This is a genomic window from Massilia pseudoviolaceinigra (assembly GCF_030846505.1).
GTDB classification, from domain to species: domain Bacteria; phylum Pseudomonadota; class Gammaproteobacteria; order Burkholderiales; family Burkholderiaceae_D; genus Telluria_A; species Telluria_A violaceinigra.
This window is the reverse complement of record NZ_JAVCWL010000015.1, coordinates 121,982-139,436: the sequence shown is the minus strand read 5'-3', so window position 1 is coordinate 139,436 and position 17,455 is coordinate 121,982. Positions and strand designations below refer to the sequence as shown.

Here is a 17,455-nt window from a genome sequence, read left to right as displayed (position 1 = left end):
ATGCATAAGGCATCCACGCCGCTGGTGTCGGTCGTCATCCCCTGCTACAACGCGCAGCGCTACATCGGCGCGACCATCGCTTCGGTGCTGGCGCAAAAGGACGTGGCGCTGGAGGTCATCGTGGTCGACGACGGCTCGCGCGACGGCTCGGTGGCACTGGTGCGCACGGGCTTTCCGGCGGTGCGCATCATCGAACAGGCCAACGCCGGCGTGGCGGCCGCGCGCAATGCCGGCATCGCCGCCGCGCGCGGCGAGTGGATTGCCTTTATCGACGCCGACGACATCTGGCTGCCCGGTAAGCTGGCGGCCCAGCTGGCGCAGATCGCGCCGCTGCCCGATTGCCGCATGAGCTACACCGCCTGGAAGGTGTGGCCGAGCGACGTGCCGCAGCCGCCGCCCGACTACCTGGCGCGCCTGCAGGACGAGGCGATGGATAGCGCGCGCTGGGCCGGCGCGAGCGGCTGGATCTATCCGCAGCTGCTGCTCGACTGCGTGGTGTGGACCTCCACGGTGCTGATGCAGCGCACGCTCCTGGCGGAATTGAAGGGCTTCGACACCACCTTGCGCCTCGGCGAAGACTACGACCTGTGGCTGCGCGCCTCGCGCGTGACGCCGATTGACCGCGTGGCGCGGCCCTACGCCCTGTACCGCATTCACCCTGCCAGCATCACCAAGGCCACGCCCGCCGAAAACTACCGCGCGCGCGTGATCGGCCAGGCGCTGGGGCGCTGGGGCCTGGCCTCGCCGGACGGGCGCATCGGCGACGCGCAAGCGGTGCGGCGCATGCTGGCCAAAAGCTGGAGCGACTTCGCCGGGGCCCACCTGCAAGCGCGCAACCTGGGCCAGGCGCGGCGCGCCGGCTGGACCGCGCTGCGCACCGACCCCACTCACGTCCCGGCGTGGAAAGTGCTGGTCAAGACTGGCCTCAAGGCGCTGTCGCCATCAAAGGAAAAATCATGAGCCTGAACATAGGACTGGTAGCACGCTGCCTAAATACGGAACACATTCGCGGCATGGGCAAGTACGTGTACGAGTTGCTGAGCCACTCGAAGAACCATCCCGAGATGCACTGGCGCCTGTTCGGCGACGACGACCGCCATGGCATGGTCACGCCGCCCGGCGCCAACCTGGAAACCGACGTGTTCACCTTCCGCGGCGACCGTTTCCGCGCATGGGAGCAGGTCGGCCTGCCGCTGCGCCTGCGCAAACTCGATATCGACCTGCTGCATGCGACCGAAGGCGCCTTGTCGCTGTGGCAGCCGAAACCCACGGTGGTGACCTTGCACGATACGCTGGCCTGGGAAGAACGCCCCGATACGCTGGGCGCGCGCCTGTACTGGGACCACACGATTCCGGCGGCGCTGAAAAAGTGCGCGCACGTCATCACCATCAGCGAATGCTCGCGCACCGACATCCTGGCGCGCTGGCCTTGGCTGGAACCGAAGCTGACGGTGATCCCGCACGGGATCGACGAAGCCTACTTCACCAACGAGCAGAGTGCGATGCACGCGGAACTGGCGCGCCAGATCGGCAGCGCGCCCTACGCCGTCTACCTGGGCGGGCCGATGAAGCGCAAGCGAGCCGAGTGGGCGATGGAAGTGATCGCCGCCAGCCGCCACAAGGACCTGAAACTGGTCATCTGCGGGTTTGGGGCCGCCGCCCGCCGCACCGCCATGGCCGAACTGCCGGCGCATCTGCAGGGCCGCGTGCTGTTCGCCGAATTTTTGTCCGACGCCGAACTGCGCGCCCTGTACCGCGGCGCCCAGGCGGTGCTGTACCCGACCCTGTACGAAGGCTTCGGCTTTCCCGCGCTTGAAGCGCAGGCGGCCGGCGTACCGGTCATCTTCAGCGCGCTGGGCAGCCTCAAGGAATTGATTGGGCCGTTGGCCATGGTGGTTCCGCCGCACGACCTGGACGCCTGGGTGTCGGCGCTGGAGCGTGCCGGCAGCCTGGGCGAGCGGCGCGCGACTATGGTCGCCGCGGCAGCCGAGTGGGTGCGCAAGTTTGCCTGGTCCGAGAGTTTTGCCAGCCACCTGGCTGTGTACCGCAAAGTACGCGGCTGAACGATGAAGAAAGTGCTGGTCATCGCCTATTTGTATCCGCCGATTTTCAATTCGGGGACGCGCCGCAGCCTGGAGTTCGTCAACCATTTGCCGGACCATGGCTGGACGCCGACCGTGCTGACGGTCGACAGCCCGGACCCGAAGGATTGCGATGCCTCGCTTCTGGACGAAGTGCGCCCCGGCACCCGCATCGAGCGCGCGCCCTTGTGGACCCGCCACATGGCGCCCAGGATCGCGGCAAAATTCGCAAGCCTGATCGACCCGCAACGCCTCGCCGGCGCCATCGAGTGGCGTGTACGCCGTTTCTGGAACGTGCCGGACGAATGCGCCAGCTGGATTCCCATGGCGGTCGAACATGCCGTGCGGCTCCATGCGGCGCAACCCTTCGATGCCATTTACGCAACCGGCTGGCCGTGGTCTTCATTTCTGGTCGCCGAAAAGCTCAGCCGGCGCATCGGCGTGCCTTTCGTGATCGATTATCGCGACCTGTGGAAGCCGGCCGAGGTGGAGTGGGACAAGACCACCTGGCTGCAGCGGCGCCTGAACCCCGGCCTGGAACGGCGCGTGCTGCGCGCGGCGTCCGGCGTGATCGCCACCACTGAATCGTTCCTTGGCCTGCTGCCGCAGGAGCTGCTGCCGAAGAACCGCTTTTTTATTGCCAACGGCTTCGATGAAGACGACTTCCCGGCCGGCGCGCCGGCGCCTGCCGACGATCAGATACGCATCGTCTACACCGGCGTATGGCGGCCTGGCTACGGCCCGGACGACCTGTACGCGGCGGTGCGGCTGCTCAAGGAGCGTGGACTGCCATCGCTGGCGCGACTGAACATCGTGGTGGCTGGCTACGCGCCGGGCCCCGCGCGCGAGTACGGCATCGACGATATCGTCGAGGAGCGCGGGCGCGTGCAGCACGCCGAAGCGACCGCGCTGATGTCAGGCGCCAGCGTCCTGTACCTGCCGGTCTCGAAAGGCGTCTACGAGCACGCCAGCATGCCCGGCAAGCTGTTCGAATACCTGGGCAGCGGCCGGCCGATCCTGGCTTCGGCGCAGCCGGTCAGCGAAGTGGCCAAGACGCTCACCCAGGTCGGCGGCGCGCGCCGTGCCGACCCGGGCGACGTCGCGGCGCTGGCGGACATCCTGGCCAGCCTGTGCGAAAGCGGGCCAGGCGCGATCTTCTCGCCGCGCATTCCGAGCGAGCTGGCCATGTACACGCGCGCCAATCTGACCGGCAAACTGGCGCTCGCCCTCGACGCGATCGTCCGGCATCCACGGAGCGCCGCATGAGCACCGTGCGGCGCGCGATGGCGTTTTCGTTCCTGGAGAGTTATCTCGGCATCGCCCTGAACCTGGTTTCCTTCGTGCTGCTGGCGCGCCTGCTCACGCCCAAGCAGGTCGGCCTGTTTTCGGTCGCGCTGGCGATCATCAGCGTGACCCAGGTGATCCGCGATTTCGGTCTCGTGAACTTTTTGATCCAGAAGAAGGAGCTGACGAGCGAATACATCGCCAGCGCCTGGGGCTTGGCCCTGATCCTGGGCACCAGCCTGTTTTTGCTCATTCAACTGTGCGCGCCGCTGATCGGCGCCTTCTATCATGAAGAGAGCCTGACCACCATCGCCCGCATCGTGGCGCTCAACTTCCTGATCCTGCCCTTCAATTCGGTGTGCCTGGCCTTGCTGCGCAGGGAACTCAATTTCAAGACGGTGATGCGGATTAACCTGTCGGGAGCCGTGCTCTCGACCATTGCCACCTTGCTGATGGCGTGGCAGGGTGCCGGGGCGTATGCGCTCGCCTTTGGCGCCGTGTTGAACAACGCGATCATCGCAGCCGGCATCTGGCATGTGGGCGCGGCCGCGCGGCTGCTGCGTCCCGCGCTGACCAAGTGGCGCGAGATCATGAAGTTCGGCGGGCCGCTCACGGTCGCTAACGTCATCACCTCGATCACGATGGATATCAACGATCTGGCGGTCGGCAAGATCATGGGCTTTTCGGCCGTGGCCATTGCCAGCCGCGCGCAGGGCTTGATGAACCTGTTCCACCGCGACTTCATGGGCGCGGTGCGCAATGTGGCGTATCCGGCGTTCTCGAAAGCGGTGCGCAACGGCGACGCGCTCGAAGAAAAATACGTCGCCAGCGTCACCAACGTGACCGCGATAGCCTGGACCTTTTACGGCTTTGCGGCGCTGTTCCCGCTCGAAGTGCTGCGCCTGATGTTCGGACCGCAGTGGGACCAGTCGGCGCCGCTGGTGCCGTTTTTCTGCCTGGCCGGCGCCGCCAGTGCCATGATCAACCTGACGCCGACGGTGCTGCTGGCCGCCGGCCACTCGAAACTGGTGGCCACGGCCGAACTGGTGATCCAGCCGGTCAAGGCCATCGCCCTGTGCCTGGTGGTCTTCTATTACCGCAACCTGCAGTATTTCGCGATCGGCTTCATGGTCATGGCCGTGGTCAGCGTGCCGTACTGGTACGCGCTCAAGCAGCGCCGCCTGCCGACCGACTTTGGCGCATTGCTGCGCAATGTGGGCATGAACCTGATGCTCGCCGTGCTCAGTCTCGCACCGGCGCTGGCGCTGACCGTCTGGTTGCGTCCCGCCGGCCAGGCGCTCGGACACGCAGCCTTCTTTGCCTGCGCCGGCGCCACCTGTGTGGCCTGGCCGCTGCTGTTGTGGGCTTTCCGCCACCCGCTATACCGCGAGTTTCTCGCCATCGTCCAGGCGCGCCGCGCGCCGGCCGGCGCATGAGCGCGCACGCTGCTCATCCGGCCTACGTGCCCGCGCTGGACGGCTGGCGCGGCATGGCCATCGGCCTGCTGCTGGTCGGGCACTTCATGCCGCTGCCGGGGATTAACCTGGGGCGGGTCGGCGTGAGCCTGTTTTTCGTGCTGTCCGGGATGCTGATGGCGCGCCTGTTGTTTATCGACAAGGTGGCAATCGGCCATTTTTACCGGCGCCGTATCTCGCGCATTATTCCGGCCCATCTGGTGTTTATTATCCTCACCTCGCTTGCATGGCTGGCGCTCGGATTGCCGATCACGTTGTCAGAGATATTACCACCGTTGTTTTTCTTTAATAATTACGTATTAAGCAGCGCGGTTCAATTCGGCCATATCTGGTCCTTGTCGGTCGAGGAACACAGTTATATCGCCCTGTCGCTGGTGGCCATTGCGGTACGGGCCTGGCGCCGCACGCCATTGGTGATTCTCCTGGCGCTGGCGGCGGCCTGCGCGGCGACGATTATCTGGTACCAGCGCGCTTATCCGCCCGGACCGGAACTGTATGCGCACATGCTGCATACCGAAACGGCGGCCTATGGCATTGTGCTGTCGGCATTCTTTTGCGTGCTGTTTCACCGGCGCGGCGTGCCGTGCACGAATAGCGTGGTGGTGCCCCTGCTGCTCGGCGGCGGCGTGGTGCTGCACTGGTGGTCGGTGCCGCCCGCGATTGCCCAGGTCGTTGGGGTGGCCGCGTTCGCGCTGGCGGTTAACCTGCTGCCGCGCGCGGCCGCCGCGCTGCAGGCGCTGTTTGCCCTGCGCCCCTTGCGCCAGCTGGGCTTGTGGTCGTTTTCGCTGTACCTGTGGCAGCAGCCGTTTTATGCGGCCTGCCTGAAAAAGGCACTGCCGCTGCCGCTCGCGCTGGCGGGCGCGGCGGCGCTCGGTATCGCTTCCTACTACCTGATCGAAGGCCCCGCGCGCCGCTACCTGAACGCACGCTGGGCGCCCGTCCGTGCCGCATAATATTAAAACTTTATGAATACCGACAGCGCCTGTTAATATGCCGCCCGCCGCTCTGATAATGTCAGATCGCTTATGAAGTTAATCCACAGGTAATATTGGGCAGAGCTTCATTGTTATTCCCTAGCGGCAATGTAATGCTCATTGCCATTCAATCATCCCACGAAAATTTATATTGATAATTGGCGTTTTGTTTGTGAACGGTCATTTCGTGTTCAACAAATATGCAGGTAGAATGTCGTTTCCATGCCGCAACAAACGATATCATCGCCGCGCTATTGGGGTTGTTTAAAAAACGAGCGACACCGCGTTAATAGCTATTTTTTCATTGTTATTACGAAGAAACCATTATGACCGATCTGCAACGCCGTATTTTCCTCCGACGCTCAACGATGCTGGTCGCTTCCGGCGCGCTTACCGCTTGCGGTGGCGGCGGTGGTGGCGGTAATGGGGCCGCAGCCGCGCCCACCTCGACCGCCGCCAGCGGCGTGCAGACGCCGTCGTCCGGCCCGTTCGACCCCGGCACTCCGGCCACGCCGGAACCGGGCGCGCCGATTCCGAATGCGCGCTTTACCGTCATCAGCACCACCGGCCAGACGTCGGTGCCGTTCTGCCTGGGCTTTGCCTTTCGCCGCGGCGACCTGCCGGCGAGCCGCTCGATCGGCTCGGACAAGGGCGCCTTGCAGATCAACGTCAAGAATCTGTGGCCGGACGGTTCGGTCAAGTTCGCACTGCTGTCGGGCCAGGCCAGCCTGCCGACGGCGGCCGGCACCACCATCAACCTGGGCGTGGTCGCCTCCAGCGCCGGCGACGCCGCGATCGACACGGCGCGCCTGCGCAACAGCGGCGCGGCCGCCGAAGTGGGCTGCGGCGCGTTCGGCACCGCCACCTGGCAGGGCGCCGACTGGGACAGCCCGTTCAAGGTGTGGGTCAGCGGTCCGCTGATGTCGTCCTGGATTTACCGCAAGCCGGTCGGCAGCGACCCGCACCTGGTGGCCTGGCTGGAAGTGCGCATGTGGGCCAGCGGGGCGCTCGAAGTGCTGCCGTGGATCGAGAACGGCTACCTGCGCGTGGCCGCGCCATCGAACAAGGCCGCCACTTACACCTTCACCCTCAATGGCAGTGCGCGCATGTCGGCCGCCATCGATCTCAAACACCACCAGCGCACCCCGCTGATCAGCGGCACCGCCCTGTCTTACTGGGCCGGCGCCGATCCTGGCGTGGTACCGCGCCAGGACGCGGCCTATCTGCAGGCGACCGAACTGGTACCGTCGTACCAGGCGCGCCTCACCGCCGAATCGGCCGCCGTCAAGGCGCTGGTATCGAGCTACACGCCGCTCCAGGCGGGCAATTTCATCTACGACGGCGACAGCATGGCGTCGTCCGGCTACCAGGACCCGATTGGCCTGTTGCCGCAGCACGACGTGCTGTTCCTGGTGGCCGACGTGCCGGCCACGTACGCCGCCGTGGTGCGCAATGGTTTTTCGGCCGGGCGCTATGGTTTGCACTACCGCGACGAGAGCACCAACCGCCCGCTGCGCTTTTCCAGCTACCCGACCCTCAACATCCGCAGCGGCCATGGCTTCAAGGATACCGGCGGCTCCACCAACGCCCAGTACACCCCGGTAGCCACCGGCGGCAATCCGCCGAGCTGGGATGTGGCGCACAGCCCCTCGGTCGGTTTTGCCGCCTACCTGGTCACGGGCCGTTTCTACTTCATGGAGCAGGTGCAGTTCGCCGCCACCGCCAACTACCTTGGCAATGGCGACAACGCCGCGCTGCGCACCGGCAGCAAGGGCCTGGTGCAGACCGCCGTCGCCGCCTGGCAGACCCGCAGCTGCGCGTGGGACTGGCGCGCGCGCGTGCAGGCCCTGTGCGTCACGCCCGATGACGACAGCGCCCTGCGCGCCGAATTCATCGCCTCGGTCGAAGCCAATATCGAGCACTTCCACGGGCGCTACGTGGCCCAGACGAACAACCCGTTCGGCTGGATCAAGCCGGGCGAAGGCTACGACGGCACCATCCGGGTGGCCTCGCCGTGGCAGCAGGACTTCGTCACCGCGGCCTTCGGCTATTCGGTTTCGCTGGGTTTGCCGATTTCGCCCGCCGCCAGCACCAAGCTCGGTGCCTTCTTTGCCTGGAAGGCGCGCAGCGCGATCGGCCGGCTCGGTACCAAGGACGGCTTCTGGTACGTCAACGCGGTACCGTACACGATGGTCATTTCGCCGGTCGCCAAGCCCGATTACGATACCGGCGCCGGTCCCTGGTACAGCTCCGAGGCCGAGGTGTACAGCGCAACCTATGCCAAGCCGCCGGTCTGGCTGGGCAAGGTCGAAGGCACCCTGGCCGGCGAATACATGCCGGGCGAGCGTGCCTTGTGGGGCAACCTGGTGCCGGCGATTGCCTACGCGGTGCGCCACGGCGTGCCGGGCGCGCGCGAAGCCTACGAGCGCATGACGCGCGCCACCAACTGGGGCACCTTGCGCGCCGCGTTCGACACCAAGCCGGTATGGGGCGTGAAACCGGCGCACTACACGCCGGTCCAGCCGCTGCCGGTGCCAAGCACGCCGCAGACGGGCGATCCGATCTGGTTCTCCGGCAAAGGGCTGGGCGAGTGGATCGAAATCGCCGGCACCGCGGGCGCGGGCGGGGCGGCGGCGCATGCCTACAGCGGCATCGCCTTCAACGAACGCACCAACGAGATCCTGATCGCCGGCGCCGGCGGCCACCTAGACTCGGCCGACAACCGGGTGGTGTCGCTGCGCCTGACCGACAATGCGCCGGTGTGGCAGCTGCGCCACGGCCAGTCCTCGGCCACCGCGATCGACGTGGCTTACTACGCCGACGGCAAACCGACCTCGCGCCACCTGTACAGCACCGTGCACTTCGTGCCGCAGCTGAACCGCCTGATGATGTTCGGGGTGCGCGGCGCTTACGGCAATGCGCACTTCTTCAACAAGGTCGATGGTTTCGACCTGGAGACCAATAGCTGGGACCCCGCCGGCACCTGGGCCGACGCGCCGGCCGGCCACCTTGGCGCGGTATCGATCCGCGCCACGGGCGACACCTGGACCACGGGCCTGGCGCGCTTTTCGGCCGCCACCCGCACCTGGAGCCAGCCGATCACGCAGCGCAGCAACGACACCATCCGCTGGCCGATCGCGCACGACTCCCTGCGCAACCAGCTGTTCTCGCTGAATTGGGCCGACGGCATGGGTTACGGGGCGCTCGGCGTGTTCGCGTCGCGCGTGCCGGTGGACGGCTCGGTGCAGATCTCGGTGAGCTTCAATCCGAGTGCGGCGCTGGAGAGCTTCAAGGCCGACAAGCCGACCTACGCCGGCATGGATTACGACCCGGCCAACGACCGCTTCCTGTTCTACTGCGGCCAGGGCGCGGGTGCGGGACGCATCTACGTGATCAAGCCGAATGGGGGCAACACCTGGGATATGAGCATGTTCGAGCTGGCCAGTCCCGTCATGCCGCCCGCGACCACGGGCGCCGGGGTGCATAACCGCTTCCGCTACGTACCGGCGCTGCGCGGGTTCATGCTGATGCCGAACGGGAAGACGCACAACATCTTCTTCATCCGCACGTCGGCATAAGCAGCCTCAGATCAGCCGGTCGGCCACGCCCCGCGCGGCGCGGCCGGCCGCTTCGCGCGCCAGTCCCGTGAGTCCGCGCAGCGATTTGGGGTTGTACGCCACCAGGCCCCAGCGCTCGCGCCGGTGGCTCATCCACGTCTTCTTGTAAGCGTCGTCGCCGATCAGGTAATCGACTTCGCTCACCTTGTCCTTGTCGATCGCGTGCTCCATCAGCATGGCCGTGATCAGGGTCCCCGGCGAATAGCCCTTGAAGCGCTCGTCGTAGGCCAGCTTGTAGATTTCGGCGCGTCCGTGCGAGACGATCCACAGCTGCGCGGCCACCGGCTCGCCACCCAGCCACGCCAGGCCAAGGCGCAGGAAGCCCTTGGCCGCGTAGGCCTGCATCAGGCCTGGCGTGAACGCCGGGAAGGGTTCTGGTTTTTTCCAGCTGGCCGCATACACCTTCTCGTACGCGGCAATCGCCACCGGCAGCTCCTTGGTGTTGGTGACAATCTCCAGGGTGCCGCCATCGCCGGCGAATTTCTTGCGCATCCGGCGGATGGTGTTTTGCAGCGGTCCGCTGCGCGCCGCCAGATAGCTGGCCCAGTCGAAGCTCACCGGCTGGTACCAGTTCCCGAAGGTGAAATACTCGAACGCGATCCAGCCCTTGATCCGCATCGCGCCCAGCAAGGTCTGGTACGAATGCGAGGCCGTGTCCATCGGCGCCAGGGTCAGCGACGCCAGGCCGGGAAACTCGGTTTGAATGGCCGACAGCACCGCCACCATCTCGCGCGATTTGAGGCCCGGTTCGAGCACCGGCTCGTACAGGCTGGTATAAAAATTCGACAGCGAATTGAGTTGCCAGCTGCCGCCGGCTTTTTCGGCGCGCAGCGGCAGCACCGCCATCAGTTGCTGGCCGTGGCGCAGCACGTAGAAGCGCAGGCCGGGATTTTTCGGATATACCGTTTCGACCAGGTTGCGGTACCACGCCAGGCCGCAGGCCACGTTGTGCTTTTCGGCCTTGGTCATGAAGCTCTGCACATCGGCGGGAAGCGCGTCGGGATGGTCGAACGCCTCCACCAGCAAACCGTCGGGGCTCTGCGGATTGCTGCGCCAGGCGCGCAGCGAGACCGTCAGCGCTTCGGCCACGTTCCAGCGGTACAGCGTGCGGTGCTGGATCCAGCGCTGGGCGGTGGCCCATTCGAGCTGGTTCTGGTCGGCGTCGGTATAGAACTCGATGGCGCCGCCCGGATCGGCCGCGAAGGCTTGTTCGATCACGTCGCGCAGCAGCAGCCGCCCGGGCGAATAGTCGGCGAAGCTTTCGTCGTAGCTGGTCTTGAGGATCACGTACACGCCGTTCTGGCGCAGGATCAGGCGCGAGGCCGCCAGCGTGTCGCCGAACCACAGTTCGGAGACGAAGGCGTGACCGTCCAACGCGGCACGCTGCATCAGGTCGCGGTAGAACTGGTGCTGGGCCGGGGTGGAGCCGACCGCGGTGCCGTTGCGGCCCTTCCAGCCGGCGCCCTCCAGCGCGGCGTAGCGGTCGACGGCCGCAACGATCTCGCCGGCCTCGCCGATATGCACGCGGCGCTGCTCGATGCCGTTGTCGACCAGGCGCTTGTCGCGCTTTTTGATATTGCTTTGCAGTTGCTTGGAGCGCGACGACCAGTAGCCGGCAAAGCTGCCCGCCAGGTCGATCTTCATCGTCAGCGCATGATTGAGCAAATGGCGGCGCGGCGCGGCGCCCGACAGCACGGCGCCCACGGCCGGGTCGTTGCACAGCAGGTCGAGCTGGATCGCCATGCCCGGCAGGCTGGCGAGCAGCGATGGCAACAGCGCGCCATCGGCCACCAGGGTGGCGGCGATCTGCGCCTGCGGCGGCAGGAAGCTGGCCCACACCAGCGGATTGCGCCTTTTGAGCACGCACATCGCCTCGATCACGCCGTCGCGCTGGTACACGCACAGGTGCTCGCCGCCGTCGCCGAAGTGCTGCAGCAAGCCGTCGATGAACAGGGTGGTGAGGAGAGGATGGTCGCCGAACAGGCGCCGGTTCAGCTGGTCCCAGGCCGCGCCGTGCGCGCCGAGGGAGCGCTGCAGCGGCACGCTGGTCCAGCCGCTCATGCCAGCGCTTTCGCGACCAGCGCCGTCATCCAGGCCATCTGCTGCGAGGTCAAGCCCTGGTGGCAGGGCAGGTGCAGCAGGTGCAGGCGGTAGTTGCGCGCCACCGTGCAGCTCGATACCGCCATGTCGTCCCAGCGGAAGATCGGCATGCCGGCCTGCTTCAACTGATAGAACACCGGGTCCGGTTCGGCGATTGTGATCGGGAACATGTACGGCGCGCAGTCGTCCGGCAGATCGTGCATGAGGGCCTGGCCGCCGCGCGCGCCGGCCACCGCCTCCAACCACTGGCGGTAATGCTGGCGGCGCTGTTCGACCAGGGGCGCGAGCAGCGTGCGCCGCATGACCCAGCGCGACAGGGCCAGGCTGTTCTTGTTTTCCATGGCGCGCTCGTACAGGGGCGACGGCTGGTCGTGGCGCTCGATGATGTCCTGGCCGCGCAGCGCGGGCTCGCGCGGCACCGCCTCGGTGGCGTCGACGCGCGCGGCGCGGTTGCGCGACCACGCCGACTTGAAGGCCTTCGCTTCGCGCAGCAGGCCGGGACGGGCCGGTGGCGTGATCGGAAACAGCGCCGGGTTGGCCCACAACACGCCGCCATCCTCGCAGCCGAAAAACTTGTACGGGCTGGCCATCAGCACGTGGTCGGCATTCGCTTGCGCGCCCTGGGCGCGCTTGGCCGCCACCTGCCAGGCGTGCGAGCAGTCTTCGATGAACATCAGGCCGTGGTGGCGGCACACGGCCATCACGGCCGCCAGCAGCGCGGGCGGCTGCTCGAAGCCGAAGTAGTGCGGCAGCACCAGCGCCTTGATGCCGTGGTCGCGCGGCGCCAGCAGGGCGCGAATGCTGTCCACGCGCGGCGTCAGGTCGCTGTCGACTTCGTAGAACAGGACCGTGCCGCCCAGCGCCAGCGCCGGGTCGATCATGGTGCGGCAGTGGTAGGACGGGGCCAAGAGCGCCGTGCCCGGGCCGATGCCGGCCGCCAGGTAGGCCGCGTGCATGGCGTAGCGGCCGCGCGCGAAGTGGCGCACGGCGGTGCCGTCGATCAGGGCGGGAGCGACCGTGCCCCTCCCGCCGAAACTCAGGTCGGCCCAGCGCAGGCTGGGGAACAGGGGAGCGCGCGGACGGGGGAATTCACATGCAACGGCGTCGAAACGCTGGTATTCGGGCATCGGTATCAGCTTTGCGGTGCGCAGCGCTGCTTGAACCACTGCTCCATCATCATCAGGACCCACACCATGGTGCCGTGGTAGCCGGCGTGCTCGTTGAGGTGCTGGCCGACCAGCGCATCGATGAATTCCGGACGCACGATCTGGCGCGCCTTGAGATCGGACAGGCTGTCGAGCGCGAGCTGCTGCAGCGGCTTGTGCTTTTGCAGCCACACGCCGAACGGCAGGCCGAAGCCGTGCTTTTGCTTGGTGATGATTTCGTCGGGCAGGAAGCCGCGCAGCGCTTCCTTGAAGAAGTAGCGCAGCTGGGTGCCATTCAATTTCTGCCTGGCCGTCAGGCGCGCCGAGAACGCGACCATCTGGTCCGACAGGAAAGGGAAGGCCGCTTCCATCGCCGCCAGCTCGCAAGCCTTGATCACTTTCGGCAGGTCGTTGTCGGCCAGGGTGACTTTCAGGTCGAGCGCCAGCATGCGGTTGATCAGGCTCGATGCATCGTTCTGGGCGTAGGTATGCGACAGGCTGGCCAGCGGCGCGCCCACATCGGCACTGGCCAGGAACGCGCCGGTGAACACTTGCGACGGGCCGAAGCGGCCCAGCAGGTTGTAGGTTTCCAGGCGCGCCGGCATCGGCAGCGAGGCTTGTTCGATATAGCTGCGCGCCTTGCGAATCAGCTTCAGATGCTCGCCGGCCGGGAAGTTGAAGACGGCCGGTTCCAGCAGCGCCTTGCGCAGCAGGCCGGGCACCTTGTCGTACAGGGCGAACACGTGCTGCTTGGAGTAGCGCTCGTTGCCGCCGAAAAGTTCGTCGCCGCCGTCGCCGCCGAGCATGCGGGTGACGCCATCGGCGCGCGCCAGGCGCGCGCAGTAAAACGCCGGGACCGCCGAAGCATTGCCGAAGGGCTGGTCGAACACGGCGCCGATGCGCGGAATGGCGGCCACCACGTCATCCGGCGTGACGTAGTATTCATGGTGGCTGGTGCCGAAGTGTTTCGACGCCAGGCGCGCGTACGACATTTCGTCGTAGCCTTCGGCCTCGAAGCCGATCGAATAGGTGTTGACCGGCTTGTCGTCAAGCTCGCGCATGATGCCGGCGATGGTGGAGCTGTCGGTACCGCCGCTGAGGAAGGCGCCATACGGCTGCTTGCCGGCGGCGTCGCGCACGCTGCTGCGCAGCAGCTCGCGGAACTGCTGCTTGAGATCCTCGAACGAGTGCTGCGGCTGTTCGTCGAACACCATGCGCCAGTAGGCGCGCTTGTCGACGCGGCCCTGCCTGAAGCGCAGGCATTCGCCCGGCAGCAGGCGTTCCTGGCCGCGGTACACGGTGCCCGGCGCCGGGACCATGTGGAAGTAGACGTAGTTGTACAAGCCTTGCGGATCGATCGCTCCGGGCGTGAGCGGATGGCGGATCAGCGCGTCCGACGAGGTGGCGAACACCAGTGCCTCGCCCACTGTCTGGTAGGTGAGCTGGTGGGTGCCCATGCGGTCGATCGCCAGCAGGGCCTCGCCCTTGGCGCCGTCGAGAATGGCGAGCGCAAAGGCGCCACTCAACTTGACGCAGACGGCATCGGGGTCACGCCGCCACAGGCGGGCCACGCGCTCGGCCAGGCCATCTTGCCGGCCCTGCGCATCGGCGCCGTCGTCGAGTTCCGGGTCGCCCCACACGGCCACCAGCAAGCCGTCGCCTTGCCAGGCATGGCTGCTGGCGGCGCGTGCGGCCACCGCCACCGCGCTGCGCGAGGCTTGCAGGGTGCTGATGTCGGTCTTGTCGAAGGCCGCCAGCGGGACCGCCATGGCCTCGATCAGGACCTGGTTTTCAGCGGCACTGGCGCCGTGGCCGATCCATCCACATAGCCCGCTCACTGCGGCTTCCCGGAAAATTCAGTCATTACTGTCCTCGCGCTTGCGTTGGTTTTATATGTTGCTTGTGGATCGAGAGCGGATTATGGCATCAGACCAGCACTTCCAGCGCCACGGGATGGCTCAGGAAGGCGACCGGGCTGGCGGACAGGCCGTACGCGCCGGACTGGAACACGACCACCAGGTCGCCGACGTCCGCCTTGGCCAGCGACATCTGGTCGGCCAGCAGGTCGAGCGGGGTGCACAGCGGGCCGACCACGGACACGGTTTCGCGTTCATCCGCAGCCATGCGGTTGCCGATGGCGACCGGGTAGTTCTTGCGGATCACCTGGCCGAAGTTGCCCGATGCCGCCAGATGGTGGTGCAGGCCGCCGTCGGTGACCAGGTAGACCTGTCCGCGCGACTCCTTGCGCTCGATCACGCGGCTGACGTAAATGCCCGCTTCGGCCACCAGGTAGCGTCCCAGTTCGATCACGATCTCGGTATCGGGCAGATGGCGCCGCACGTCGGGCAGGATGCGCTTGAGGTTCTCGCCCACGGCGGCCAGGTCGAGCCGTTCTTCGCCGGGGAAGTAGGGGATGCCGAAGCCGCCGCCGATGTTGAGCGTGCGCAGGGGACCGGGCCAGTGCGCGGCCAGGCGGATCGCCAGCGCGAAGGTTTTTTCGTGCGCGTCCTGGATCGATGCCGCCTTCAGGTTTTGCGAGCCGCTATAGATGTGGAAGCCCTGGAAGTCGAGTTCCAGTTCGCCGACGCGCTCCAGCATGGCCGGCACGCGCTCGGCGTCGACGCCGAACTGCTTCGGCCCGCCCCCCATCTTCATGCCCGACGATTTGAGTTCGAAGTCGGGATTGACGCGCACCGCCACGCGCGGCTTGACGCACAGGCGCCGGCCGATGACGGCGATGCGCTCCATTTCCGCTTCCGACTCCATGTTCAGCACCACGCCGGCGGCAATCGCGCCGCTCAGGTCCGTGTCGCTTTTGCCGGGACCGGCGAAGCTGACCAGGTGCGGCGCCATGGGCGTGTCGAGCGCCACGCGCTGTTCGCCGCCGGAGGCGATGTCGATGCCGTCGACCAGGGTGGCCATGTGCTGGACCACGGCCGGCATCGGATTGGCCTTCATGGCGTAGTGCAGATGGATTTCCGGCGGCAGGTGGCGGCGCAGCAGTTCGACCCTCTCGGTCAGCTTGGCGCGGTCGTAGGCGTAGAAGGGCGTGCGCCCGACCCGTTCGGCCAGGCGCGTGAGCGGCATGCCGCCGATCTGCAGGCACTCGCCCTCGACCTCGAATTGCGCCAGCGGCGCGTGTTGGGGACGGGGGGCGCTCATTGTGCGATTTCCATAAACAACTGTTCCATTTGCACGCTCAAGAGCTTGCGGTCGATTTTTCCATTCGGGTTGCGCGGCAGGCTCTCGGGCGAGATGATCACGCGCGCCGGCAGCATGTAGGCCGGCAGGTGCGGCTTGCAGGCCGCCAGCAGGGCGTCGGCGGTCAAATCGCTGCCATCCTTCGGATGCGCGACGACGACGATGGCCTGGCCCAAGGTGGGGTGGGCCAGGCCGATGGCGGCCGCTTCGGCCACGCCGTCGCGCGCGTAGATCACTTCCTCGACTTCGGACGGGCTGACCCGGTAGCCCGAGGTCTTGATCATTTCATCGTTGCGGCTGATGAAGTACAAGAACCCTTCTTCATCCTTGCGCACCGTGTCGCCCGACCACACCGCCATTTCGGTCAGGGTCAGGCCGTGGTGGATCGAGACCACCGGTTTGAAGCGCTCGGCGGTCTTGGCGCGGTCGTTCCAGTAGCCCAGCGAGACGAGCGCGCCGCGGTGCACCAGTTCACCGGCTTCGCCGGGATCGCACTCGGTACCGTCGGGGCGCAACACCATCACTTCGGCATTCGGAATCGCCTTGCCCATCGAATCGGGACGGCGATCCAGCTCGGACGGCGGCAGGTAAGTGGAGCGGAACGCTTCGGTCAGGCCGTACATCAGGAACGGTTGGGCGTTCGGCAGCGCGCGGCGCAGCGCGTCCAGCGTGGGGCGCTGCATGGCGCCGCCGGAATTGGTGAGGTAGCGCAGGGTGCAGTCGGCCGGCCAGGGCAGGGGGGCGATCTGGATCCACAGCGGAGGCACCGCGGCCAGGCCGGTGATGCGCTCCGCTTGCACGGCTTTGAGAATATCGCGCGCCAGCAGGTGGTTGATCAGCACCGCGGTGGCGCCGACACTGAAGGCCGTGGTCAACTGGCTCAGGCCATAGTCGAAACTGAGCGGCAGCACGGCCAGGATGCGGTCGGCCGGGGTGTTTTCCAGGTAGCTGGCCACGCTGTTGGCGCCGGCCACCATGTTGCGGTGCGACAGCACCACGCCCTTTGGTTTGCCGGTGCTGCCCGAGGTGTACAGGATGGCGGCCATGTCGGTATCGATATTGCGCGCGGGGGCGGCCGGCACGGCGGCGGCCAGGGCGGCGTCCCACGCCAGCACGGTGATGCGTTCGAGCGCGGGCGCATTGTCGATGTTGCCGGTGACGATGACGGTGCGCAAGTCCGGGCAGGCGCCCAGGGCGGCGGCGAGCAATTTCAGGCGGTCGGCCGAGGTGACCAGGATGCGCACATTGCAGTCGGCCAGGATGTAGGCGACCTGTTCCGGCTTGAGCAGCGGATTGACTGGCACGAACACGCCCCCGGCGGCCGCGGCGCCGAACATGGCGGCCACGTTCTCGATGTTTTTTTCAAGATACACCGCGAGCCGCTCGCCACGGCCCAGGCCGAGACCGAGCACGGTTGTCGAGACTTGCTGCACGGAATCCGCAAGTGTTGCGTAATCCAGACGGCGGCTGCCATAAACGAGCGCCTCCGCTTGTGGGGTGCGGCCGGCAGAGCGGAAGATGAAGTCGTGGATCAAGTCACTCATTGAAACCTTGCGTACGGCTGAAAGCCAAAACGTT

11 protein-coding genes are annotated in these 17,455 nt (G+C 66.4%); 6 read left to right on the top strand and 5 right to left on the bottom strand.

From position 1 onward, the window contains the following. The 6 genes from RBA40_RS16530 (at nucleotide 1) to RBA40_RS16505 (ending at nucleotide 9,392) form a co-directional block, all read left to right on the top strand. Nucleotides 1-960 (top strand): glycosyltransferase family 2 protein, encoded by a 960-nt coding sequence (locus tag RBA40_RS16530; RefSeq protein ID WP_306648896.1) that lies wholly within the window; start codon nucleotides 1-3, stop codon nucleotides 958-960. Then, nucleotides 957-2,063 carry a glycosyltransferase family 4 protein gene (locus RBA40_RS16525; RefSeq protein WP_306648895.1) on the top strand — a complete coding sequence of 369 codons (1,107 nt, stop codon included), beginning with the start codon at nucleotides 957-959 and terminating at the stop codon, nucleotides 2,061-2,063. Before RBA40_RS16530 ends, RBA40_RS16525 begins: the two co-directional genes overlap by 4 nt. A gap of 3 nt (nucleotides 2,064-2,066) precedes the next feature. After that, nucleotides 2,067-3,347: a glycosyltransferase gene (locus RBA40_RS16520; RefSeq protein ID WP_306648894.1), complete on the top strand. Its 1,281-nt coding sequence runs from the start codon at nucleotides 2,067-2,069 to the stop codon at nucleotides 3,345-3,347. Next, on the top strand, nucleotides 3,344-4,801 hold the full coding sequence (locus RBA40_RS16515; protein WP_306648893.1) for a lipopolysaccharide biosynthesis protein: 1,458 nt from the start codon (nucleotides 3,344-3,346) through the stop codon (nucleotides 4,799-4,801). The genes RBA40_RS16520 and RBA40_RS16515 overlap by 4 nt, the downstream gene beginning before the upstream one ends. Continuing rightward, the gene (locus tag RBA40_RS16510; protein ID WP_306648892.1) at nucleotides 4,798-5,793 is read left to right on the top strand and encodes an acyltransferase family protein; all 996 of its coding nucleotides are present in this window, start codon (nucleotides 4,798-4,800) and stop codon (nucleotides 5,791-5,793) included. Before RBA40_RS16515 ends, RBA40_RS16510 begins: the two co-directional genes overlap by 4 nt. A 347-nt stretch (nucleotides 5,794-6,140) precedes the next feature. Next, on the top strand, nucleotides 6,141-9,392 hold the full coding sequence (locus tag RBA40_RS16505; protein WP_306648891.1) for a hypothetical protein: 3,252 nt from the start codon (nucleotides 6,141-6,143) through the stop codon (nucleotides 9,390-9,392). 6 nt (nucleotides 9,393-9,398) lie between these two features. On the opposite strand, the gene RBA40_RS16500 is transcribed toward RBA40_RS16505, so the two are convergent. The 5 genes from RBA40_RS16500 to RBA40_RS16480 form a co-directional block, all read right to left on the bottom strand. Then, complete coding sequence (locus RBA40_RS16500; RefSeq protein WP_306648890.1) at nucleotides 9,399-11,492, bottom strand: GNAT family N-acetyltransferase; 2,094 nt, start codon at nucleotides 11,490-11,492, stop codon at nucleotides 9,399-9,401. Further along, nucleotides 11,489-12,697: a DegT/DnrJ/EryC1/StrS family aminotransferase gene (locus tag RBA40_RS16495; RefSeq protein WP_306648889.1), complete on the bottom strand. Its 1,209-nt coding sequence runs from the start codon at nucleotides 12,695-12,697 to the stop codon at nucleotides 11,489-11,491. The genes RBA40_RS16500 and RBA40_RS16495 overlap by 4 nt, the downstream gene beginning before the upstream one ends. Beyond that, entirely contained in the window at nucleotides 12,664-14,514 is a 1,851-nt protein-coding gene (locus RBA40_RS16490; protein WP_306648888.1) for an asparagine synthetase B family protein, read from the bottom strand. Before RBA40_RS16490 ends, RBA40_RS16495 begins: the two co-directional genes overlap by 34 nt. An 88-nt stretch (nucleotides 14,515-14,602) precedes the next feature. Next, nucleotides 14,603-15,838, bottom strand: coding sequence for a pyridoxal-dependent decarboxylase, exosortase A system-associated (locus RBA40_RS16485; protein ID WP_306648887.1), 1,236 nt, complete (start codon nucleotides 15,836-15,838; stop codon nucleotides 14,603-14,605). After that, entirely contained in the window at nucleotides 15,835-17,421 is a 1,587-nt protein-coding gene (locus RBA40_RS16480) for an acyl-CoA ligase (AMP-forming), exosortase A system-associated (protein WP_306648886.1), read from the bottom strand. The genes RBA40_RS16485 and RBA40_RS16480 overlap by 4 nt, the downstream gene beginning before the upstream one ends. Between the last annotated feature and the right edge of the window lie 34 nt (nucleotides 17,422-17,455).